Source organism: Mesorhizobium sp. M8A.F.Ca.ET.202.01.1.1 (assembly GCF_004791595.1).
Classification (GTDB): Bacteria; Pseudomonadota; Alphaproteobacteria; order Rhizobiales; family Rhizobiaceae; genus Mesorhizobium.
Genome location: NZ_SRUN01000020.1, coordinates 35,850 through 56,853 on the forward strand (window position 1 = coordinate 35,850; position 21,004 = coordinate 56,853).

Below are 21,004 nucleotides of genomic sequence, written 5' to 3' on the forward strand. Positions count from 1 at the left end.
GTGGTTGGCAGGACGTCTACTATGGAAATTTGCGCTCCCCTACGGCATAATTAGCAACAAATTGGCGACTGGAAATCTACAATAGGAGTGTTCCGATGGACTCCACCGATCTGCAAGGCATTGTCGCCTTCGTCCAAACGATTGAGGCCGGAAGCTTCACCGGCGCCGGCGAGCGGCTGCGTGTGACGAAATCGGCGGTCGGCAAATCGGTCGCGCAGCTGGAACAGAGGCTTGGCATCCGCTTGCTCAACCGCACCACGCGCAGCCTCAGCCCGACCAGCGAAGGCCTATGCTATTATGAAGCCTGCGTCAGGGCGCTGTCCGAGATCGAAGCGGCCCAGGCGCTGCTCGCCTCGCGCCGGCAGGTGCCCTCGGGCCGGCTTCGGGTAGACCTGCCCTCGGCCTTCGGCCACCGCTGCGTGGCGCCCGTGCTGTTCGACATTTCCAGGCGATTTCCCGACCTGGCCATGGAGATTTCCTTCAACGACCGCCGCGTCGACCTCATCGAGGAAGGCATCGACCTTGCGGTCCGCATGGGCGACCTCGACGATAGCCTGTCGCTCGCGGCACGGCGGCTCTATACCCAGCGCTCGGCCATATGTGCCGCCCCCGCCTATCTCGACGCAAACGGCAGGCCGCGGACGATCGAGGATCTCGCCGGCCATGACCTGATCGGCTACACCCGCAACGGCGTCGCCCACGCCTGGAGCATCAGGCAAGCCGATGGCCATGTCGCGAAATTCACGCCGCGGGCAAGGCTGGTGCTCGACAATGGCGAGCCGATGCTGGGCGCGGTCCTTGCCGGCTGCGGCATCACCTTCCTGCCGACCTGGCTGGTGGCGGACAGCCTCAGGAGCGGCGCGCTGGAAATGGTGCTGGTGGACACGCTGGTCGAAAACATTTCCGTCCATGCCATCTGGCCGGTGACACGAGCCTTGACGCCCAAGGTGCGGGTCGTCGTCGACGCGCTGGTCGCGCACTTCTCGTCGCCACCCTGGGATGCCGCCTGATCGGCCCGTATCGCCGTCATCTTTTTAAAATGGTCGCCGACTATTTTCGAAAGCCGTGCGGCAATGCTATTGACCCCTCATGTTATACGTTGAAATCGCCACCGTGGTCGTCCTCATCTGCGTGAACGGCCTTCTGTCGATGTCCGAACTCGCCATCGTCTCGTCGCGGCCGGCTCGCCTGAAGGCGATGATCGACCGCAACGTCAAGGGTGCCGGCCGCGCTCTGGCGCTTGGCTCCAATCCGGGCAAATTCCTGTCCTCCGTGCAGATCGGCATCACGCTGGTCGGCGTGCTGTCGGGCGCCTTTTCCGGTGCCACGCTCGGCCAGAGGCTGGCGCAATATCTGGCCTCGACAGGCATCCGCGAGACCATCGCCGACCCGCTCGGCGTCGGCATCGTCGTGGCCATCATCACCTACGCCTCGCTGATCATCGGCGAACTCGTGCCCAAGCAGATCGCGCTGCGCGATCCCGAGCGCGTTGCCGTGAGAGCCGCGCCGGCGATGACCATCCTCGCCACCATCTCGGCGCCTCTGGTCTTCCTGCTCGATATTTCGGGCCGTGCCGTGCTCTGGCTGCTCGGCCAGCGCGGCGAAAGCGAGGAAAAGGTCACCGACGAGGAGATCAAGATGCTGGTCGCCGAGGCCGAGCATCACGGCACCATCGAATCCGACGAGCGGCGCATGATCGCCGGTGTCATGCGGCTCGGCGACCGCGCCGTGCGCGCCGTCATGTCGCCGCGCACCGATGTCGACTGGATCAACCTGCAGTCCGATGAACCCACCATCCGCAAGCTGCTGATGGACACCCAGCATTCGCGCCTGCCCGCCGGCGACGGCGGGGTGGACGCCATGATCGGCGTCATCCAGACGCGCGACGTGCTGGCAGCACTGCTCGGCGGCCGCGCGCTCGACCCCCGCAAATACGTGCGCGCGGCACCCATCGTGCACGACCAGGCCGACGCCCTTGACGTGCTGCAGAAGCTGAAGGAGAGCGACGTGCCGATGGCGCTTGTGCATGACGAATACGGCCACTTCGAAGGCATCGTCACGCCCGCCGACATTCTGGAAGCCATCACCGGCGTCTTCCGCTCGGACCTCGAGGCCGGCGAGGAAGAAAGCGCCGTCCAGCGCGACGACGGCTCATGGCTGCTCGCCGGTTATATGCAGGCCGACGAGATGGCCGAAGTGCTGGGCATCGACCTGCCGGAGAACCGCGATTACGAAACCGTCGCCGGCTATGTGCTGTCGCACATGCACCATCTGCCGGCGACCGGCGAATGCGTCGACGCCCAGGGCTGGCGCTTTGAGGTGGTCGATCTCGACGGCCGCCGCATCGACAAGCTGATCGCCACCCGCCTGCCCAGCGGCCACCGCGAAGTGGCGCGCTGACCGTTCAAATGTCCAAGGCCGACGGCGGTTATTAGAGCAATTCCAGGAAAAGAGTGAAACGGCTTCCGTTCGGAATTGCGTAAAAACAAAGAGTTGGAGCCGTTCGCGATTCCGTGAAACGCGGAACGGCTCTAGCGGCGCGCCGGTTCACTGCCGGTCGGCGGTCTACTGCTCAGCGAAAGCCCGCGCGAATGAATCGAGCAGCGGCCGCGCGAGATACTCCAGGAAAGTGCGATCGCCGGTGCTGATGAACGCCTCGACCGGCGTCCCGGGGTAAAGCTGCTCGCGCCTCACGCCGGGCGGCAGGTCGGCGGCAATCGTCAGCTTGGCGCGGAAATAGGGTTCACGCGTGGCTGGATCGATGAGCCGATCCGCCGAAATCTGTGTCACGGTGGCTGAGACCTCTGGCGTGAGCCGCGCGTTCAAGGCGGATAGTCGCAGTTTCGCCGGCTGGCCGACACGGACCTGATCGATGTCCTTCGGCCGCAGCTTCGCATCGACGACCAGGCCAGACGCGGTGGGCAGGATTTCCATGATCTTTTCGCCCGGAGCAATCACGCTGCCCTTGGAATTGTAGGTCGACGACACCACGATGCCTGCCGCCGGCGCCTTGATCGTCGTTCGCCGCAGCACCGCCTCCGCCGTCCTGATCTGTTCCTCGACATCGGCCAGGTTGGAGCGAACGTCGTCGAGTTTCGTCAGCGCCTCCTCGACGCGTTGCGTGGTCAGGCGCTCGGTCTGCTCCTGGGCCTCCACGATCTGGGTATTGGCCGTCGCCAGATTGGCCTCCAGCATCCCGGCTTGCCCGACGAGATCGGCCTCGCTGCGCAAAAGCTGGGAGTATTCGGTACGGTTGGTGAGGCCCCTGTCGAGCAGGCTGGTCTTGATGCCGAGTTCTTTCTTGACGACTTCGGCTTGTTGCTGAATGGCCTGTTTCTGGGCCTGCAATCCCACCACCGACTGCCGGTGCATGGCGACCCGTTGTGCCAGGATCGATTGTTCCGACCGGAACCGGGCGAGCCTGGCGTCGAATTCCTTTTGCTGTTCTCGAATCAGGATCTCGAAATCCGGCTGGAAAGGTTCCGGCGCCGCTTTGGCGATTGGCGCCAGCCTGTCCAACCCGTCGCGTTCCGCCTCCAGCCGCGCCGCACTTGCCCTGAGCGCGATCGACTGTCGCGTCAGCCGGTTGAGCTCGGCCTGCGCGGCCGTTGGATCCAGCACGACCAGATCCTGGGCCAGTTGCACGCGATCGCCTTCATGGACCAGCAGTGCCTGGACGATACCGCCCTCGCGATGCTGGATCTGGATGTTTCCGCCGGTTGCCGAGATCGTGCCTTGGGTGATCACCGCGCCCGACAAGGGGGCGCTGACGGCCCAGTAGCCGAAGCCGCCCGCCAGCAGCGCCATGGCTGCATAACCGGTAAGCGCCACGCGTCTTATGTCGGTGCGTGGCTGGCCGTCCAAGGCGATGCTCTGTGTCGTCATCTCACGATCCGAAACTGCCACCCGCGCGGATCGTCGGGACGAACGACCCGGTCACCACCGTGCACTGCTGGACGCCCTTGCCGATGACCGAGCGCCGCAGCATCTCGCTGCTTGGGCCGAAGGCTTCGATCATGCCGCCGCGCAAAAGCATCACGCGATCGCAAGCAGCCGCGATCGAAGGCTGATGGGTGATCACGATGACCGTGACGCCCGCCGTCCGCGCGGCCGAAAGCGCCGCCTCTAGCGCGGCCTCGCCGCTACCATCGAGATGGGAACTGGGCTCGTCGAGCACCAGGAGCCGCGGATTGCCGTAGAAGGCGCGCGCCAACCCGATCCGCTGGCGCTCGCCGCCCGACAACGCCCTGTCCGACGGGCCGATCATGGTCTGGTAGCCGTCGCGCTGCGCCAGGATCAGCTCATGCACCTGGGCGCGCCTTGCCGCGTCCACGATGGCGGCATCGTGCGCCTCCGGGTCGAAGCGGGCGACGTTCTGCGCGATCGATCCCGGAAAGAGCTCGACCTCCTGCGCGAGGTAGCCGACATGCTTTCCGAGCTGGCTTTCGTCCCAGGTCCCGAGGTCGGCGCCGTCGATCCTGATTGAGCCGCCGGTCGGCCAGGCGGCACCCACGAGCAGCCGCGCCAGCGTCGATTTGCCGGCGCCGCTTGGGCCGACGATGGCCAACGCCTCGCCCGCGCCGATCGCGAAATTCAGCCGCTTGAGGATGGGCTCGGTGCCGGGCCGGGCATTCGGCGCCATGAAGAAAACATCCTGCGCGGAAATCGCGCCTGCCGGATCGGGCAGGATCAGTTTTCGCGGCTCGGCCGGACGCGCCGCAAGCGCCTTCTCCAGCCGCGTCCACGCGCGCCGGGCGTCGGCGATCTGCCGCCAGGCGCCGATCAGCTGGTCGAGCGGCTGCAGCGCGCGCGACGAGACCAGCGACGAGGCGAAGATCATGCCGGCCGTCATCTGCCCTTGAAGCACCAGCCATGCGCCGGCGCCGAGGATCGCCAGTTGCAGCATCATGCGCAACGCCCGCGAGGCGCCGCTGAAGATTGCATTGGCGCTCGAGGAGCGGTCATGGAAGGCGAGCGCCGCCGCTACGTGCCGTCCCCAGACCCGCGAGGCATTTTCCACCATGCCCATGGCGCGCAGCGTCTCGGCATTGCGGGCAAAGGCCTGTTCCGCCTGGCTGGCCAGAGCCGAGCGCTCCGTGGACAAGGCGTCGTTGCGGCCGATGGCGAGCTGGTTGGCCACGACCAGGAAAATCAGAAGCACCGCGCCGGCGACCGTCACCCAGAACAGCACCGGATGGATGAGATAGAGCAACGCAAGGAAGACAGGGGCAAAGGGCAGGTCGAACAGCACCGCCACGCCGCGCGACCTGATGAAGGCGCAGACCGAGGCGAGGTCGCGCAGCGGCGAAAGAACGCCGGCATATTTTGCGCCAAGCGAAACGGCGAAGGTGCTGGCACCCAGCTTGCGGTCGACGGTCGCCGCGACGCGCTGCGTGTAAACCGCCCGGATCGCGTCCAGCAGCCCGAGGAAGGCGAGCGCGAGAACCGCGATGCCCGAAAGATAGACAAGCGTCTCGACGCTGGAGGACGGCAGCACGCGGTCATAAACCTGCAGCAGGTAGAGTGGAATCACCAGCAGCAGGATGTTGATCAACAGCGAGAAGACGCCGACATCGGCGATGGCACGTATGAACACTGGGCGCAGGCCGGACGGTCCGGTCATTTGCGCATTTCCCGCCGCTGCATGACCCGGGACCTTACACGTGGCCCCCGAATTCGGAACCGCCGTGCAGCGTGCTGCTGGCGATGCTGTGCGTGGCGGTGCTGCTGGTGAGGTGCAGGGCGCTCGCCGGCGCATTGTCCAGCGTATAGGCGCGGATGTAGTCGATCTTCATCTCTGCAGGCGTCGCCAGATGATCGGGAGGCGCGCCGGCAAAGCCGCCGACCGCGAGATCGGCCAGCATGTACATGGGCTTGTTCATGTCGGACGGCGTCGCCGCTTCCGCAACCTGCACACCGTCATAGGTCCAGACGAGCTTGTCCGGTGTCCAGAGCAGGCCATAGGTGTGGAAGCCGGCGGTATCCATGGTATTCACCGTCGACGAGACCTTGGTGTGCGTTCCCGTTTCATTCGAGTGCGCCGTCATGATCAACGAGTTCGGGTCCTGCCCGCGCGTTTCCACGACATCCAGCTCCGGCGGCCACGAACCGTCTTCCGGCAGCAGCCAGAAGGCTGGCCAGGCGCCGGCGTTCTCGGGCAGGTCGGCCCGCATTTCGAAATAGCCGTAGGTTTGGGAGAAGGTGTCATGCGTGGTGATGATGCCTGACGTGTATTCGTAGTTGTTGATCAGCGGCTTGATGTCGGCCGGCGCCTGCGCGGCGGTGATGGTCAGCACGCCGTTGTTCACGCTGAACGGGTGGACGGAGCTCGTCGGCGCGTAATTGGCGTCGATGTACCATTGCAACTCGCCATTGTTGGTCAACGTGCTGCCGTTGGGCGCTCCCCACGAGAAATTGGTATCCCATGTGCCGCCCTGGTCGTTGTGAAGATTGAGCGAGTTGAACTCGTCGCTGAACGACAGCTTCATTGCCGACATGTCGATCGGCAGTTCGAACTGGCCGGGCTGCATCTTGTCGATGGTCGTGTCCTTGAACTCGAGAATCTCACCGGATCCCAAATTCAACAGCACGTTCGATCCCGCCTGGATCATGTTGGAATGGATGACGTCGAACGACGTGAACCCATAGCCATTGAGGCGGACCGTGTCGGTGGCGGCAAAATTCGCGATCAGGTCGCTTCCATTGCCCTTCGAGACGATGAACGTGTCGTAACCGCCGCCGCCGTCGATCAGCACATCGTTTCCCGCGCCGCCGTCCAGGGTCTGGTGTCCGACCGTGGCGGTGATGATGTTGTCCAACCCATTTCCGAAGGCATAGTTGTTGGCGTGTGTGACGATGAGGTTCTCGACATTGTCGGGGAGCTTGTAGCTCATCCATGTGCTGATCGTGTCGATGCCTGCGCCAGCCGCCTCCGCCACCTTGTTGCCGGCCCCATAGAGGTAATAGATGTCGTCACCCGTGCCACCATGCATGGTGACGTTGACATTGCCTGCGCCATAGAAGGAGTCATTTCCGGTGCTGCCGTACAAGTCCGGCCCGGATCCCGCCGCCGAGTACCAATGGTTGGAAGCGCCGCTATAGGGAAGAGGAACGCCCACGGCGTTGACGAAGAAGCTCATCGGATAAACCCTTCTCGTGATGCCTGGCCAGTTCGCATCGTTCGATTCCCGCAGGCCGCATCCGGACCAACGTTGCCTTGCACGATATCGTTCCAGGAATTTGCCACATAGTCTGTCATAGCATCGACCATTCGGTGACATTTTCTGAGCGGACAGCACAACAGACCAACATAAAGTCTATGGACCGTAATCACGCGGGCGAAATATTTAATAAAAATTTCATGATGTGCAGAAGTCTACTTGCGGCCCGCCTGATTCAGGTCCGCGGATGAAGCTCTGCTTTTTGGCGAGCCCATACAATTGCCGCTCCGGGAACGAGGTCGAGCAAGGCTGGCGCTTCCACGTCGCCGATCTCGGCGACCGCCGCATCGATGGCGAACCACGCTTTTTGATTACCCGACTATCTCGGCATACTCGTCGATGACGAGAAACGCCTTGTGGACCCTCTCGGGATCCAGGCGCTCATCGACGACCAGATAATGGAAATCCCTGAAGATGCCGATGATGCTTTGCGCGCCGCGAATCTGGCGGCGTGCCTCGAAGGCCGCGCCGCCCGTGCTGGCATATCCCGCCGACCAGTCGACCTGGCCCTCGCCGACGATGAGGCCGACGGCGACGTGGCCACGCGTCGGGGACTGATCGTCCCATCCGCTCCAAGCTATCAACGCTTCATGCGCCTTCATGTCATCGCCTCGCGGCATAAGCATAGGACGCTGGCTTGATGGCTTCAAACGCAAATGAGGGATTTGCAAATTTCAGGCTGAGCACTGCCGGGAGCGGTCCACCGCCGGTCCTGGAAACCATGCCGCGCCCGTTGCGCCCGGCAGTTTCGCCGCCATCCACACAAGGAATTACTTATATATACTGATTATATGCAGAAAATCTAATGTTGCGTTGAAGTAACGGCAGAAAAAAATCAGTAACGAACGCATCAACTGCGAGACAGGAATCAAACCCGGAGTTAACCTATTGCCGGTTTGGTTCGGCGCGAGCCACCCGAACCGCGACATTCGGCATGGCAGGCAGCAGAGTTTCGAGCGGGGCAGACTGATGAAGGCGAACGGCGGCGCGCTTCGGCGCATTTGGGACGGCACGCTCCTTGCGGGTGTGAACGGCGCGGCGGTCGCCTGCCTGTTTCCAGGGATGGCATCGGCGGCGCAATACGACGTCGCCAGCCTGGGCGAACTCAACAATGCCCTGGCCACGATCACTTCGACGGGTGACCCAACGCCCGTTATCGTCCTGAGGTCCGACATCACGACCAGCATCAACGTCCTGACTTCGACCAGCCCGCTGACGATCGACACGAATGGATACACGCTGACGGCTCCTCAATTCAGCGGTGGACAAGCGGTGATCGTGACCGGAACCGGCAATGTTGTCGGACTGAGTAACGTGGCCGGGCTTGTGGTTAATAATGGGGCTAACGTCACCAATGAGGTATCGGTTGAAGGCGCCTCATTCAGCACTCCGGGCACCACCGGACAAATTGGCGCGAGCGTCATGAACAATTCGACGCTTGCCAACAGCGGCAGCATCGTAGGCGGCAACGGCACCACGGCTGGCGGTCCAGGTGTGCAAGTGAGCTCCGGTGGCCAGTTGATAAACAACGCGGGCGGCACCATTCAGGGAGGTAGCGGTAGCCAAGGACCGGGAGGCATCGGCGTTGCGATTGGGAGTCCCGCCGGCGCGCAGACAAAGCTCACCAACAACGGTACCATCCTGGGTGGCGAGGGTACGACCAGCGGTGGCATCGGCGTAGTGGTGCGCACCAGTAATGTCGGGACGATTATCAACACCGGCAAAATCCAGGGCGGCACCGGGGCGGCCGCAATCATGACCAACAGCGTCGCGGGGTCGCTCAGCATCGTCAACAGCGGCACCGTTAGCGGCGGCGCGGGCGCCAATGCCATTTCTCTTATCGCAGGCTCGACAGGGAGCCTTAAGCTTGAACTTCAGGCCGGTTCGGTGATCGTCGGCAATGTCGTGGGCGGAAGTGGAGCCAATGACGTCCTCACCCTCGGCGGCGACAACTCCGCGGTCCTCGACGGCATGATCGGCGATACCGGCCAGTACCGGAACTTCGACGTACTCGAAAAGACCGGCGCCGGCACCTGGGCGCTGACCGCAGACAACACCGCCACGCAAGCCTGGACGATCTCGCAGGGAACGCTTCAGATCGGCAATGGCGGTACGACCGGCAGCATTCTTGGCAATGTCACCAACAACGGCACGCTGGCCTTCGACCGCTCCGACACCTACACCTATGCCGGCGTCATCTCCGGCAGCGGCGCGGTGAGCCAGATCGGCACCGGCACGACGGTGCTCACCGGTGCCAACACCTATAGCGGTGGAACCACGATCTCCGCCGGCACGCTCTCGGTCTCCGCCGACAACAATCTCGGCGATGCTTCCGGCGGCCTGACCTTCAATGGCGGCGTGCTGCAGGTGACCGGAACCGCCTTCACCGGCACCGACCGCACCATCACCTTGGGGTTGCTGGGCGGCAGCTTCGACATCGCCGACGCCGGTAACGCTTTCACCGCCAGCCAGGCGGTCACCGGCAGCGGCGCGCTGACCAAGCTTGGCGCCGGCACGCTGATCCTGACCGGCGACAGCAACTACGGCGGCGGCACGACGATCTCGGCCGGCACGCTGCAGCTCGGCAATGGCGGCACATCAGGTTCAATCACCGGCAACGTCGCCAACAATGGAACCTTGGCCTTCGACCGCTCGGACACCTATACCTTTGCCGGCACGATTTCAGGCAACGGCGCAGCGATCCAGCAGGGTTCGGGCACAACGATCCTGACGGCCGACAGCAACTACACCGGCGGCACGACGATCTCCGCCGGCACGCTGCAGCTCGGCAATGGCGGCCTGTCGGGTTCGATAACTGGCAACATCACCAACAACGGCACCCTCGTCTTCGACCGCTCCAACGGCTTGGTTCTTGCCGGCGTCATCTCGGGCAGCGGCGGCGTGATCCAACAGGGTTCGAGCACCACCGCCCTGACCGGCGACAACACGTACAACGGCGGCACGACGATCTCGGCCGGCACCTTGCAACTCGGCAATCGCGGCACATCCGGTTCGATAACAGGCGACGTCACCAACAACGGCACGCTCGCCTTCTACCGCACGGATAGCTATACCTTTGCCGGCACCATTTCCGGCAGCGGAGCGGTGAACCAGTTGGGGTCCGGCACCACGATCCTGACCGCCGACAACACCTATGCCGGCGTCACGACGATCTCGGCCGGCACGCTGCAGCTCGGCAATGGCGGCACGTCAGGCTCGATAGCAGGTAATGTCATCGACAACGGGACGCTTGCCTTCGATCGTTCCGATGCAGTGACCTTTGCCGGCGTCATCTCCGGCAGCGGCGCGGTGAGCCAGATCGGCACCGGCACCACGATCCTGACCGCCGACAACACCTATGCCGGCGTGACGACGATCGCGGCCGGCACGCTGCAGCTTGGCAATGGCGGCACGTCAGGCTCGATAGCAGGCAACGTGACCAACAACGGCACCCTCATCATCGACCGCTCCAACGGCGTGACCCTCGCCGGCGCGATATCCGGCAGCGGCTCAGTTGTGCAGCAGGGCGCCGGCAGCACGACGCTCGCCGGTACGAACAGCTACGGCGGCGGCACGACGATCTCCGCCGGCACGCTGATCGGCCAGGCAACGAGCTTCGGCACCGGCAACATCCTGAACGACGCCGCGCTCGTCTTCGACCAGCCGGCGAACGCCACCTTTGCCTCCATCATCGAAGGCAGCGGCACGCTCACCAAGCGGGGCGCCGGCAATCTCGATCTCACCGGCATCAATACGCTGAACGGCGCGACCACGATCGAGGCCGGCAAGCTCTCGGTCAATGGCTCCCTTGCCAACTCGGCCGTCACCATTCTCGGGGGCGGAGCGCTTGGCGGTAACGGCACCGTGGGATCGACGACACTCCAGGCCGGCGGCGTCATCGCGCCCGGCAATTCCATCGGCCTGCTGACCATCCAGGGCAATTTCGTCGGCGCGGGCGGCACGGTCGAGATCGAGGCTATTCTCGATGGCGACGCCTCTTCCACCGACAAGCTCGTCATCACCGGCAACACCTCGGGCACCGCCAACGTCAAGGTGATTGGCCTCGGCGGTGGTGGCGCGCAGACCGTCGACGGCATCAAGATCATCGATGTCGGCGGCACGTCGGCCGGTACCTTCAACCTTTTGGGCGATTACGTCTTCCAGGGCGACCAGGCCGTGGTGGCCGGCGCCTATGCCTACCGCATGTATCAGAACGGCATTTCCACGCCGGCCGACGGCGACTGGTACCTGCGCTCCGCGCTGATCAATCCCGTCGATCCCGGCGGCCCGACGTCGCCGCTCTACGCTCCCAGCGTGCCGGTCTACGAGGCCTATGCCGGCGTGCTGCAGAGTTTCAACCAGCTCGGAACGCTGCAGCAGCGCGCAGGCAACCGCTCATGGACCGGAGCGGCGCAACCCGATGCGGACGACCGCGTCGAGGGTGGCAGTCCGATCTGGGGCCGCATCGAAGCCGCCCACAAAAAGTTCGACCCCGGCACGTCCACGACCGGCACCGACTACGACGCGGATCTGTGGAGAGTGCAGGCGGGCCTCGACGGCCAGCTCGCGCAAATGGCCTCCGGCGTCCTGATCGGTGGCGTGACCGTTCATTACGGTACGGTGAAGTCGGATATCTCCTCGGCTTTCGGCCTCGGCTCGATCGACACGACAGGCTACGGCTTCGGCGGCACGCTGACTTGGTACGGCAACAGCGGCTTCTATGTCGACGCGCAGGCCGAACTGACCTGGTTCGACAGCGACCTGTCCTCCGCCACGCTCGGCAAAAGGCTGGTCAAGGGTAATAACGGCTTCGGCTATGGCCTCGGTATCGAAGCCGGGCAGAAGATCGGTCTCCAGGGCAACTGGTCGCTGACGCCGCAGGCGCAGCTCAGCTATTCCTCGGTCGATTTCGACAGCTTTACCGACCCCTACGGCGCCGTCGTCGCCAATGGCGGCAGCGACAGCCTGATCGGCAGGCTCGGCCTGTCGGCGGACTATGAAAGCCGATGGAAGGACAAGACGGGCAAAACGAGCCGCTCGCATGTCTACGGCATCGGCAATCTTTATTACGACTTCCTCGACGGCTCCGATGTCGATGTCTCGGGCACCGTGTTCAGCAGCAAGTCGCGGCAGCTGTCGGGCGGGCTCGGTCTCGGCGGCTCGCTGAGCTGGGCCGATGACCGTTATTCCGTCAATGGCGAGGTCTTGGCACGCACCAGCCTGGAAGACTTCGGCGACAGCCGCTCCATCGGCGGCACGGTCGGCTTCAAGGTCAAGTGGTAAGTCGAGCCAGGCGCGCTTTCCCCGGGAGACGGGCAGCGCGCCTGGTGTGAGCCCGGCGGCAAACCTGCCCTCAGACCGCGGCTTCGATCGGCTCGGCAAGCCTTGGATTGGAACGCGCCGCGATCAGGCAACTGGCCACGATGAGGCCCGCTCCCGCCAGCGTGGTCCAGGTCACCGCCTCGTCGAAGAAGAACCAGCCAAGCGCGATCGCCCAGATGAAGGCCGAGTACTCCGTCGGGATCAGATATTGCGCTTCGGCACGCGCGTAGGCCCAGCTCATCAGGAACTGGCCGGCGAGCGACAGCGCCGTCACCCCGGCGAGCGGAAGCCAGAGCTCGCCCGGCAGGGCAATGGCGAGCCAGGGCGCCGCGAGACCGAGCATGACCGCCACGCACAGGTTCTGGAACAGCATGATCTCGATCGGCTTGGCCACCAGCGCCTGCTGCCGCGCAAGGATCAGATTGTAGGCGTAGAACACCGTCGATACCAGCACCGCCGCCGTGCCGAGCAAGGCATCCCTGGCATGGTTCGCCTGCCCGAACTGGCCGCTCACGATGATCGCGACGCCCGCTATGCCGGCCAGCGAGGCCCAGATCGCCTGCCGCTGTATGCGCTCGCCGAGCAGCAAGGCGGCAAGCAGCAAGGCAAACAGCGGCGCGACGAAACTGAGCCCGATCGCCTCCGCCAGTGGCAGGCGGGCGAGCCCCCAGAAGAAGGAGAGCAAGACAAAGCCGACGACCGCGGCACGCAGCGCATGCAGCCTGAGCACGGGAAGCGCGGGCAGCCTGCGTGGCCCCATCGACCAGCCTGTGCCCGCAACCACGGTTGCCAGCATGCTGCGCCACAGCACCGTGTTGTAGACGCCTACCGCGATGACCAGGACCTTCATGGCCGCGTCCATCCCCGACAGCAGGAAGATGCCTAGAGCGCAGACAAGCACCGGGACCATGGGAGAAACGGCGCCTGCCAGGCTAGATGACTTCACGAGGCCCCTCATGTGATGGATCGCAGCCGGATATATCAGGGCGGACCGGCGGGGCCAGATGGCAGCCTCGCCGATATGGCGGTCCAACACGCGTTCGAGATCCGGGATTCGAAGTTTCTCCCGCGCCTGTCGATTTCACCATGGCCCGTTCGTCATATGATTGAACCAACCCAACCAAGGAGAAGACCATGCGGTTCATGATGCTGATGATCCCCGGCGGCTACGCGGAGGCGGCGCCCGATGTCATGCCCAGCGCCGAGGCGGTGGAAGGGATGATGAAGTACAATCACGAGCTGAAGAAAGCCGGCGTGCTTCTGACGCTCGACGGCCTGCATCCGCCGTCCGCCGGGGCGCGGGTCAGCTACAAGGGTGGCAAGCCTCTGGTCGTCGACGGCCCCTTCGCCGAGGTCAAGGAAGTGCTGGGCGGCTATTGGGTGATCGACGTGCGCTCACGCGACGAGGCCATCGAATGGGCCCGCCGCTGCCCCGCTGGAGAAAATGACGTGATCGAAATCCGCCAGGTCTTTGAAATGAGCGAATTTCCCGAGGACGTCCAGAAGGTGGCGGATCGTCTCGGCAGGATCAAGGATTGATCGCCAACAGAACCATCGAGGCCGTCTGGCGGATCGAGCAGCCGAAGCTCACCGCCAGATTGGCACGCACCCTCAGGGATGTCGGGCTGGCCGAGGAAATCGCGCAGGACGCCTTCGTGCTGGCGCTGGAGCGCTGGCCTCGCGACGGCATCCCGCGCAATCCGGCCGCCTGGTTGACGCAGGTCGCCAGGAACCGGGCGCTCGACCGGCTGCGCCGCACCACCATGATCGACGGCAAGCATCGCACGCTCGCCATCGACCTCGCCGAGCTGGAGCGCGAGATGCCCGACATCGAGACGGCGCTCGACGAGGATATCGACGACGACCTCTTGCGGCTGATATTCACCGCTTGCCATCCCGTCCTGCCCGCCGAGCAGCGCGCCGCGCTGGCGCTGCGACTCCTTGGCGGGCTGTCGACGCCGGAGATCGCCCGCGCCTTCCTGGTGCCCGAAGCCACCGCTGCCCAGCGCATCGTGCGCGCCAAGCGAACCCTTCGCGATGCCGCCATCCCGTTCGAGACGCCGCGCGCGGAAGAGCGCCGCGAGCGCCTCGCCGCAGTGCTGGAGGTGGTCTATCTCATCTTCAACGAGGGCTATGTGGCGACCGCCGGACCGGACTGGCTGCGCGCCGATCTCTGCGCCGAGGCGCTGCGCCTCGGCCGCTCGCTGGCGGCGCTGATGCCCGACGAGCCCGAGGTGCGGGGGCTGGTGTCGCTGATGGAGCTCAACGCCTCCCGCTTCGCGGCCCGCACCGGCAAAGCGGGCGATCCGATCCTGCTGCTCGACCAGGACCGCGGCCGCTGGGACTGGTCGCTCATCCGGAGCGGCCTCGACGGCCTGAATCGCGCCATGGTCCTGACCTCGGCGCCCGGCCCCTATCTGCTGCAGGCGATGATCGCGGCCTGCCACGCCCGCGCGGTCACCGCCGCCGACACCGACTGGATCGCGATATCGGCCTATTACCAGGCGCTTGCCTTGGCGGCCCCCTCGCCCATCGTCGAGATCAACCGGGCCGTGGCCGTCGGCATGGCGTTCGGTCCGGCGCAAGGCCTCGCCATCGTCGAGGCGCTGAAGGACGAGCCGCGCCTGAAGGACTCGCATCTCCTGCCCACGGTGCGCGGCGATTTCCTGGAGAAGCTCGGCCATCGGGCGGAAGCCAGCGCCGCGTTCCGCCACGCCGCCCAATTGACCGGCAATGACAGAGAGCGCGCGCTGTTGCTGGCCCGTGCCACCCTCAATGAGCGTCCGGCGGCGGCGCCTTCGGCGTGACATTGCGCAGGAACGGAACCAGCGCCGTCGCGATGACGAAGGCGGCCATGATCGCCAGGAAGGCGTCGGCGTAGGCCATGGTGGATGCCTCGCGATAGGCGAGCGCCCATAGCTGCTTCAGCGAAGCGGTGTGACCGTCGGCGACGGCACCGGGCAACTGCCCGTAACGCAGCGCGACGTTGTCGACCAGACGCATCGCGGCTTCGTTCTGCGGCGTCAGATGCGAAGCGATCGTCAGGAAATGGAAATTGGTGCGGTCGTTGAGGATCGCGCCGCAAATGGCGATGCCGACCGCGCCGCCGAGATTGCGCATCGTGTTGAACAGGCCGCTGGCATATTTCAGCCGTTCGGGCGGCAGGCTGCCAAGGCCGAGATTGACGCTCGGCGCGACGGCGAACACCTGCGGGAAACCGCGAAACAGTTGCGGAATGAGCAGCTCGGCCGCACCCCACTGGCTGGTGATGGCGCTGAAACTCCACATCGAGGCGCCGAAGGAGGCCAGCCCGAACATCATCAGCCAGCGCGTGTCGAAGCGCTTGGCGAGGAAGATGTAGACGGGAACGCCGACCATCGAGGCGACGCCGGTGGAGAACACAGCGAGCCCGGTCTGCAAGGCGTCGTAGCCCCTGACATAGCCGAGGAACAGCGGCGTCAGATAGATCGTGGCGAAGATGCCGATACCGGTGACGAAGGAGAGAAAACAGCCGATGGCGAAATTGCGGTTGCCGAAGGCACGGAAATCGACCACCGGCTGCGTAAAGGTCAGGCTGCGGATGACGAACAGAACCATGGTGATCCCGGCGACGATGGCGCCATTGCGGATCGTGGCATCGTCGAACCAGTTCCAGCGCGAGCCTTCCTCAAGGACGTATTCCGCCGTGCCCAGGCTGACCGCCATCAGCACCATCCCGATATAGTCGGCCCCCCTGAGCAGCGACGGATCGGCCTTGTCGATCTTGACCAGCAGCGCAACGAGGATGGTGATGATGGTGCCCGGAATGACGTTGACATAGAACAGCCAGTGCCAGTTCAGCGTGTCGGTGATCCAGCCGCCGATGACAGGCCCGAGCGTCGGCGCAATCGAGGCGATGCTGCCGACCACCGCTGCGGCATAGACCCGCCTTGGCCCCTGGAAATAATGGAACGACGAGGTGAACACCGTCGGGATCATCGACGCGCCGAGCAGCCCCTGCAGCGCGCGGAACACGATCATGCTTTCGATGCTCCAGGCGAAGCCGCACAGCATGCTGGCGAGCGTGAAACCGGCCGCCGAAATGGTGAACAGCCAGCGTGTCGAGAACACCCGCGTGAGCCAGCCCGACAGCGGGATGACGATAATTTCCGCCACCAGATAGGATGTCTGCACCCAACCGATCTGGTCCTGCGCGGCCGACAGGCCGCCGCCGATGTCCTGCAGCGACGACGCCACGATCTGGATGTCGAGAAGCGCGATGAACATCCCGACGCACATCACCATGAATGGCAGAATGCTGGCGATGAAGGATTGCGGGACGGCGCGCTCAGACATGGCGTCCTCAGTGCGCGCCAGTATCGACCATGACCGTGGTCGACAAGCCTGGCCGCAACGCGACCTTTTGCGCCTGGTCCTGGTCGATGGCGATGCGAACGGGCACGCGCTGGACGATCTTGGTGAAATTGCCGGTCGCGTTCTGTGGCGGGATCACGCTGAAGATCGCTCCCGTCGCCGGCCCAAGGCTGGTGACATGACCCTTGAGCGGCGCGTCCGGCGCGATGTCGGTATAGACCGTCGCCGCCTGCCCGTCGGTCATGTCGCGCAACTGGTCTTCCTTGAAATTGGCATCGACCCACAGGCCTGAAGCCGGAACGATGGTCAGGAGATAACTGCCCGGCGACACATAGGTGCCGACCTGCGCCAGCCTGTTGCCGACGATACCGTCGATGGGCGAGCGGACCTCGGTAAAGCCGAGATCGAGCTGCGCTGTATCGACATCGGCCCTGGCGGCCGCGAGCGCGGCGGTCGCTTCCGAGATCTGGGTGTTGAGCACATCGAGCCGTTGCGTGGCGGCCGCGAGCCCGGCGCGGGAGGCGGTCACCGACGCCCTGGCCTGGCCATCGGCGGCAAGGCTTCTCTGCGCGTCCTGCTGCGTGCCGGCTTTGGTGCTGGCCAGCGCCTCATAGCGTTTGGCGTCCTGGGCGGTGAAGACGGCCGCCACGTTCTTGGCCTCGAGATCGGCTTGCGCCTGCTCGATCAGCGAATTCTGCAGCGAGACCTGGGCGCGAAGATTATCGAGGGCCGATTGCTGCTGCTGGACGGCGGCCCGCGCACGGTCCAACGCCGCCATGAACGGCCGGTCGTCGATGCGGATGACGAGCTGGCCCGCCGTGACATGCTGGTTGTCCTCGACGAGGATCTCGTCGATGTGCCCGGCAACGCGTGGCGCCAGCGGCGTGACGTTGCCGCCGACATAGGCATCGTCGGTCGAGACGAGGAAACGGCCTGCCTGCCACCATTGGAGGCCATACCATCCGGCGACGCTGACAGCGACCAGGGCGCCCAATACCAGCAACGGCTTGCGGCGCTTCCTTGCCGGCGCGGGAATTTCAACGGTCGAGGGCTGCACTGGCTGCAACTCGGCAGCGGAGAGAACCTTGTTCATTTGCTCCGCGCCTCTTCACGGCTTTGATCAACCAGCGCGTTGTCGACAAGCGGCAGGCCGGAGCCGTTGCTGGTGAAGCGATATCGCTGGCGCATGCGGTCGGTGGCCATCGGCCCCGTGGCCATGGTGAAATCATCGCTGTCGAGCTGCCTGCCGCTCTGGCGATCCACCAGAACCGGCTCGGCCCAGCGACCATCAGTCTTGTCCACGACCACCAGGCTCGGGCCCTCGGGCGCCAGATGCTTGTTTCCCCAGGCGAGCAAGGAAAGCAGGACCGGGCGGAAATCGCGCGCCTTGGCGGTCAGCACATATTCGTGACGAAGCGGCCGTTCGCAATAGACGCGCTTTTCGAACAGCCCGCGCTCGACCAGGCTGTTCAGCCGCCGCGTCAGGATGTTGGGCGCGATCGCCAGGCTCTTTTGAAACTGGTCGAAGCGCGTCAGCCCCTGGAATGCGTCCCGCAGAAGCAGGATGCTCCACCACTCGCCGACATCGTCGAGGCTGCGCGCGATCGGGCACGGGCGTGTTTCGAAGCTTGTTTTCGCAACCATGATCGACAGCCTCTTTCAAGATGAAAGTGACTTGTAGCCAAGTTAGTTGCATTATGCAAGTCACTCGGTCGTGATCATGCGAGTGGGCGCGAGAGACGCAATTGACTGCGGGCGCAGCCGCAACTTCTTTGCAAGAACCCCAATGAAAAAGGGCGGCGCAAGCGCCGCCCTTCGGGAGGATGATGATCTGCTACGAGATCAGGCCGCCTGGGCTTCCCCAACGACGGCATCGGCGGCACGAGCGGCTTTCAGTACCTTGGCCCACCAGGCGACGTCGTTGACCAGCGCGGTGGCGGCCTGGTTCAGGTGCTCGAGATCTTCGAGCTTCTTCTCGCCCTGGCGCACGGCAAGGAAATCGCCCCAGGCGATATGGACGGCGGACTTGACCGGCGCCATCTGCAATTCGACGGCGTGCAGACGAAGCTGCTCGACGGCGCGCGAGCCGCCGACACTGCCATAGCCGACAAAGCCTGCCGGCTTCTTGTTCCACTCGTTGGCGGCGTAGTCGATGGCGTTCTTCAGCACGGCCGTCGGGCCGTGATTATATTCGGCGGCGGTGAAGATGAAGCCGTCGAATCCGGCGACCTTCTTCTGCCAGCGCTGTGCGACTTCGTTCTGCGACGGCGCCCAGGCCGAAGACGCTACCTCATCGAAGAAGGGCAGCGGAAAGTCGCGCAGATCGACAATTTCGACATCGATATCGGCATGTGCCTTGGCGATCTTGGCGATCCACTGCGTCGGCACGTCGGCGAAGCGGGCGGCGCGCGTCGAACCGATGACAATGGCGATTTTGGGCTTGGACATAAGGGGCTCTCCTTGCGGGAATTTTTGGTATCGTTTGGATACCGGCGCTATATGTGATACTGACAAACAGGCGCGCAAGGAGGCACGTTTTTGTTACTGAGGCACCCGCATAACACCGAGGACTGCCGGGCCGTGTCGGAGATCCTGCAGCGCGTCGGCGACAAATGGACCGTGCTCGTGGTCGGCAAACTGGGCGGCGGACCGCTGCGTTTCAACGAGCTGCGCGCGGCCGTCGGCGGCATCTCGCAGAAGATGCTGACGACCACCTTGCGCGGCCTGGAGCGCGACGGCTTCGTCACGCGCAAGGTGTTTCCGACCATTCCGCCGCGCGTCGATTACGAGCTGACCGAACTCGGCCATGAGTTGCTGGTACCGGTCGGCGCGCTTGGCGAATGGGCGCGCAAGAACACCCAGCGCGTTCAGTCGGCGCGCGCCAGATTCGACGAGATGCAAGCCTGAAACCCTTGCACGGCAAGGGCTCCGGAATTCGCACCGAGCGACGCTGCGTGTTTGCAGGGAAGTCATGGTTCCCTGAAATAGACGCCTTGGTCCGCTGAAAAAGACCTGGGAGTTTGTCTGTGGCGCTCGAGGCTCGGCCTCACGCATGCTCGCGCCCCGCGACGGTGACCGCCTTCCAAAGGCAGCCAATCAGGCTCTTGGCGCCATGGCCCCGCAAGGCATCGGGCTGCAGATCGCGCACGTCGCTCTCCGCTCCTTCACACCAGTCGTGTCATGCAAACAGGCGGTGCGCCCGAGGTCCTGTTTGACTTCGGCATAAGCAGTTATGCCGAGCAGGCAGGCCAGGGCGGCGAGAGCCGCCGCAAGCCAGCCGTTCAATAGGTGTTGACGCATTGTCTTCCTCCGACGCCAGCAGAATTGGCCGTGGAGGCAACGGCAGGATGTCGCTGAGCGCATCGCTCCGCTCGGGCGATGTTACAAATGTCGCGCGGTGGCGGTATCGAATCAATTCTCGGCTGGAACGGCTTTCGGCTTGCCCTCGCCGTCGAGCGCCACCATGACGAAATCGGCGTGGGTGACCTTTTCCATCAGGTCGGAGAGATAGCGCTGCGCCCAGGCCTCGACCTTGAGCGTCATCGAGGTGCGGCCGACGCGTTCGACATGAGTGTAGATGCACAGCGTGTCGCCGATCTTCATCGGCTTGGCGAAGGACATCTCCTTGACCGCCGCCGTCACCACGCGGCCCCTGGCGCGCTCGGCGGCGCGAATGCCGCAGGCAAGGTCCATCTGCGCCATCACCCAGCCGCCAAAAATGTCGCCGGCCGCATTGGCGTCCGAAGGCATGGCCAGCGTGCGCAGCGTCAGGTCTCCGATCGGCCGTCCATCCGCGTACTGCACCATGCGAGAAATCCCTCGATATAATGATCATCGGTATCGCCACGGCAGGAATAGGTCAACGCAAGGCAGCCCCCGCTTCCTCGCCTCCATGGGATCACAGGCTCGCCGGTGGTGCCCATTTTCGGTGATAGTGGGTTTTGGAGAGGGCTTCCCCCACTCCGTCGCTGCTTCGCAGCGCCACCTTGTATCTACACGAGAGAGATTTCGTGGGATTGAAGCGATTGAGCCAAGGTCCGGGCGGCCGCCCGGACCTTGGCTTGGCGAAGTCGCCCGTACCACCTGAGGTTACAGCCGCGGGAGAGCTT

At 64.3% G+C, this 21,004-nt stretch carries 16 protein-coding genes; 6 read left to right on the top strand and 10 right to left on the bottom strand.

All coding sequences use genetic code 11. The annotated features are described in order from the left end of the window. Positions 1-95 precede the first annotated feature (95 nt). Both EN845_RS31000 and EN845_RS31005 read left to right on the top strand, forming a co-directional pair. Positions 96-1,010 carry a LysR family transcriptional regulator gene (locus EN845_RS31000; RefSeq protein ID WP_127873479.1) on the top strand — a complete coding sequence of 305 codons (915 nt, stop codon included), beginning with the start codon at positions 96-98 and terminating at the stop codon, positions 1,008-1,010. 79 nt (positions 1,011-1,089) lie between these two features. Further along, a complete protein-coding gene (locus tag EN845_RS31005; RefSeq protein WP_127873480.1) occupies positions 1,090-2,400 on the top strand; it encodes a hemolysin family protein in 1,311 nt (436 codons plus the stop codon). 165 nt (positions 2,401-2,565) lie between these two features. Here the strand turns inward: EN845_RS31005 and EN845_RS31010 are convergent, their stop codons facing one another. The 4 genes from EN845_RS31010 to EN845_RS31025 all read right to left on the bottom strand — a co-directional run bounded on the left by EN845_RS31010 (position 2,566) and on the right by EN845_RS31025 (position 7,822). Continuing rightward, a complete protein-coding gene (locus tag EN845_RS31010; RefSeq protein WP_127873481.1) occupies positions 2,566-3,885 on the bottom strand; it encodes an HlyD family type I secretion periplasmic adaptor subunit in 1,320 nt (439 codons plus the stop codon). Between the two features lies 1 nt (position 3,886). Further along, on the bottom strand, positions 3,887-5,623 hold the full coding sequence (locus EN845_RS31015) for a type I secretion system permease/ATPase (RefSeq protein WP_127873482.1): 1,737 nt from the start codon (positions 5,621-5,623) through the stop codon (positions 3,887-3,889). Positions 5,624-5,657: 34 nt separating this feature from the next. Beyond that, positions 5,658-7,139, bottom strand: a complete 1,482-nt coding sequence (locus tag EN845_RS31020) for a family 16 glycosylhydrolase (protein ID WP_127873483.1) — start codon at positions 7,137-7,139, stop codon at positions 5,658-5,660. A 392-nt stretch (positions 7,140-7,531) separates the two neighbouring features. Continuing rightward, positions 7,532-7,822 (bottom strand): hypothetical protein, encoded by a 291-nt coding sequence (locus EN845_RS31025; protein ID WP_127279450.1) that lies wholly within the window; start codon positions 7,820-7,822, stop codon positions 7,532-7,534. 367 nt (positions 7,823-8,189) lie between these two features. On the opposite strand from EN845_RS31025, the gene EN845_RS31030 reads away from it, so the two are divergent. Continuing rightward, positions 8,190-12,503: an autotransporter outer membrane beta-barrel domain-containing protein gene (locus EN845_RS31030; protein WP_135897782.1), complete on the top strand. Its 4,314-nt coding sequence runs from the start codon at positions 8,190-8,192 to the stop codon at positions 12,501-12,503. Between the two features lie 70 nt (positions 12,504-12,573). On the opposite strand, the gene EN845_RS31035 is transcribed toward EN845_RS31030, so the two are convergent. After that, a complete protein-coding gene (locus EN845_RS31035) occupies positions 12,574-13,500 on the bottom strand; it encodes a DMT family transporter (protein ID WP_127280568.1) in 927 nt (308 codons plus the stop codon). Positions 13,501-13,676: 176 nt separating this feature from the next. Here EN845_RS31035 and EN845_RS31040 point away from each other — a divergent pair, with 176 nt between their 5' ends. Further along, positions 13,677-14,081, top strand: a complete 405-nt coding sequence (locus EN845_RS31040; RefSeq protein ID WP_127280567.1) for a YciI family protein — start codon at positions 13,677-13,679, stop codon at positions 14,079-14,081. Further along, a complete protein-coding gene (locus EN845_RS31045; RefSeq protein ID WP_127873485.1) occupies positions 14,078-15,349 on the top strand; it encodes an RNA polymerase sigma factor in 1,272 nt (423 codons plus the stop codon). Before EN845_RS31040 ends, EN845_RS31045 begins: the two co-directional genes overlap by 4 nt. On the opposite strand, the gene EN845_RS31050 is transcribed toward EN845_RS31045, so the two are convergent. The 4 genes from EN845_RS31050 to EN845_RS31065 all read right to left on the bottom strand — a co-directional run bounded on the left by EN845_RS31050 (position 15,315) and on the right by EN845_RS31065 (position 19,343). Then, entirely contained in the window at positions 15,315-16,877 is a 1,563-nt protein-coding gene (locus tag EN845_RS31050) for a DHA2 family efflux MFS transporter permease subunit (protein WP_127873486.1), read from the bottom strand. The genes EN845_RS31045 and EN845_RS31050 overlap by 35 nt on opposite strands. Positions 16,878-16,884: 7 nt before the next feature. Continuing rightward, a complete protein-coding gene (locus EN845_RS31055) occupies positions 16,885-17,988 on the bottom strand; it encodes an HlyD family secretion protein (protein ID WP_127873487.1) in 1,104 nt (367 codons plus the stop codon). Then, on the bottom strand, positions 17,985-18,539 hold the full coding sequence (locus EN845_RS31060; RefSeq protein ID WP_127873488.1) for a helix-turn-helix domain-containing protein: 555 nt from the start codon (positions 18,537-18,539) through the stop codon (positions 17,985-17,987). The genes EN845_RS31055 and EN845_RS31060 overlap by 4 nt, the downstream gene beginning before the upstream one ends. Before the next feature lie 198 nt (positions 18,540-18,737). Then, complete coding sequence (locus EN845_RS31065) at positions 18,738-19,343, bottom strand: NADPH-dependent FMN reductase (RefSeq protein WP_127873489.1); 606 nt, start codon at positions 19,341-19,343, stop codon at positions 18,738-18,740. A gap of 90 nt (positions 19,344-19,433) precedes the next feature. Here EN845_RS31065 and EN845_RS31070 point away from each other — a divergent pair, with 90 nt between their 5' ends. Then, complete coding sequence (locus EN845_RS31070; protein WP_127281183.1) at positions 19,434-19,802, top strand: helix-turn-helix domain-containing protein; 369 nt, start codon at positions 19,434-19,436, stop codon at positions 19,800-19,802. 504 nt (positions 19,803-20,306) lie between these two features. Here EN845_RS31070 and EN845_RS31080 read toward each other — a convergent pair. Then, the gene (locus EN845_RS31080; RefSeq protein WP_127279779.1) at positions 20,307-20,702 is read right to left on the bottom strand and encodes an acyl-CoA thioesterase; all 396 of its coding nucleotides are present in this window, start codon (positions 20,700-20,702) and stop codon (positions 20,307-20,309) included. Positions 20,703-21,004 lie beyond the last annotated feature (302 nt).

Excerpts from the sequence above, each read along its gene's own strand:
- EN845_RS31000 (WP_127873479.1), top strand. The coding sequence starts at position 96 with ATGGACTCCACCGATCTGCAAGGCATTGTCGCCTTCGTCCAAACGATT.
- EN845_RS31005 (WP_127873480.1), top strand. The coding sequence starts at position 1,090 with ATGTTATACGTTGAAATCGCCACCGTGGTCGTCCTCATCTGCGTGAAC.
- EN845_RS31010 (WP_127873481.1), bottom strand. The coding sequence starts at position 3,885 with ATGACGACACAGAGCATCGCCTTGGACGGCCAGCCACGCACCGACATA.
- EN845_RS31015 (WP_127873482.1), bottom strand. The coding sequence starts at position 5,623 with ATGACCGGACCGTCCGGCCTGCGCCCAGTGTTCATACGTGCCATCGCC.
- EN845_RS31020 (WP_127873483.1), bottom strand. The coding sequence starts at position 7,139 with ATGAGCTTCTTCGTCAACGCCGTGGGCGTTCCTCTTCCCTATAGCGGC.
- EN845_RS31025 (WP_127279450.1), bottom strand. The coding sequence starts at position 7,822 with ATGAAGGCGCATGAAGCGTTGATAGCTTGGAGCGGATGGGACGATCAG.
- EN845_RS31030 (WP_135897782.1), top strand. The coding sequence starts at position 8,190 with ATGAAGGCGAACGGCGGCGCGCTTCGGCGCATTTGGGACGGCACGCTC.
- EN845_RS31035 (WP_127280568.1), bottom strand. The coding sequence starts at position 13,500 with ATGAGGGGCCTCGTGAAGTCATCTAGCCTGGCAGGCGCCGTTTCTCCC.
- EN845_RS31040 (WP_127280567.1), top strand. The coding sequence starts at position 13,677 with ATGCGGTTCATGATGCTGATGATCCCCGGCGGCTACGCGGAGGCGGCG.
- EN845_RS31050 (WP_127873486.1), bottom strand. The coding sequence starts at position 16,877 with ATGTCTGAGCGCGCCGTCCCGCAATCCTTCATCGCCAGCATTCTGCCA.
- EN845_RS31055 (WP_127873487.1), bottom strand. The coding sequence starts at position 17,988 with ATGAACAAGGTTCTCTCCGCTGCCGAGTTGCAGCCAGTGCAGCCCTCG.
- EN845_RS31060 (WP_127873488.1), bottom strand. The coding sequence starts at position 18,539 with ATGGTTGCGAAAACAAGCTTCGAAACACGCCCGTGCCCGATCGCGCGC.
- EN845_RS31065 (WP_127873489.1), bottom strand. The coding sequence starts at position 19,343 with ATGTCCAAGCCCAAAATCGCCATTGTCATCGGTTCGACGCGCGCCGCC.
- EN845_RS31080 (WP_127279779.1), bottom strand. The coding sequence starts at position 20,702 with ATGGTGCAGTACGCGGATGGACGGCCGATCGGAGACCTGACGCTGCGC.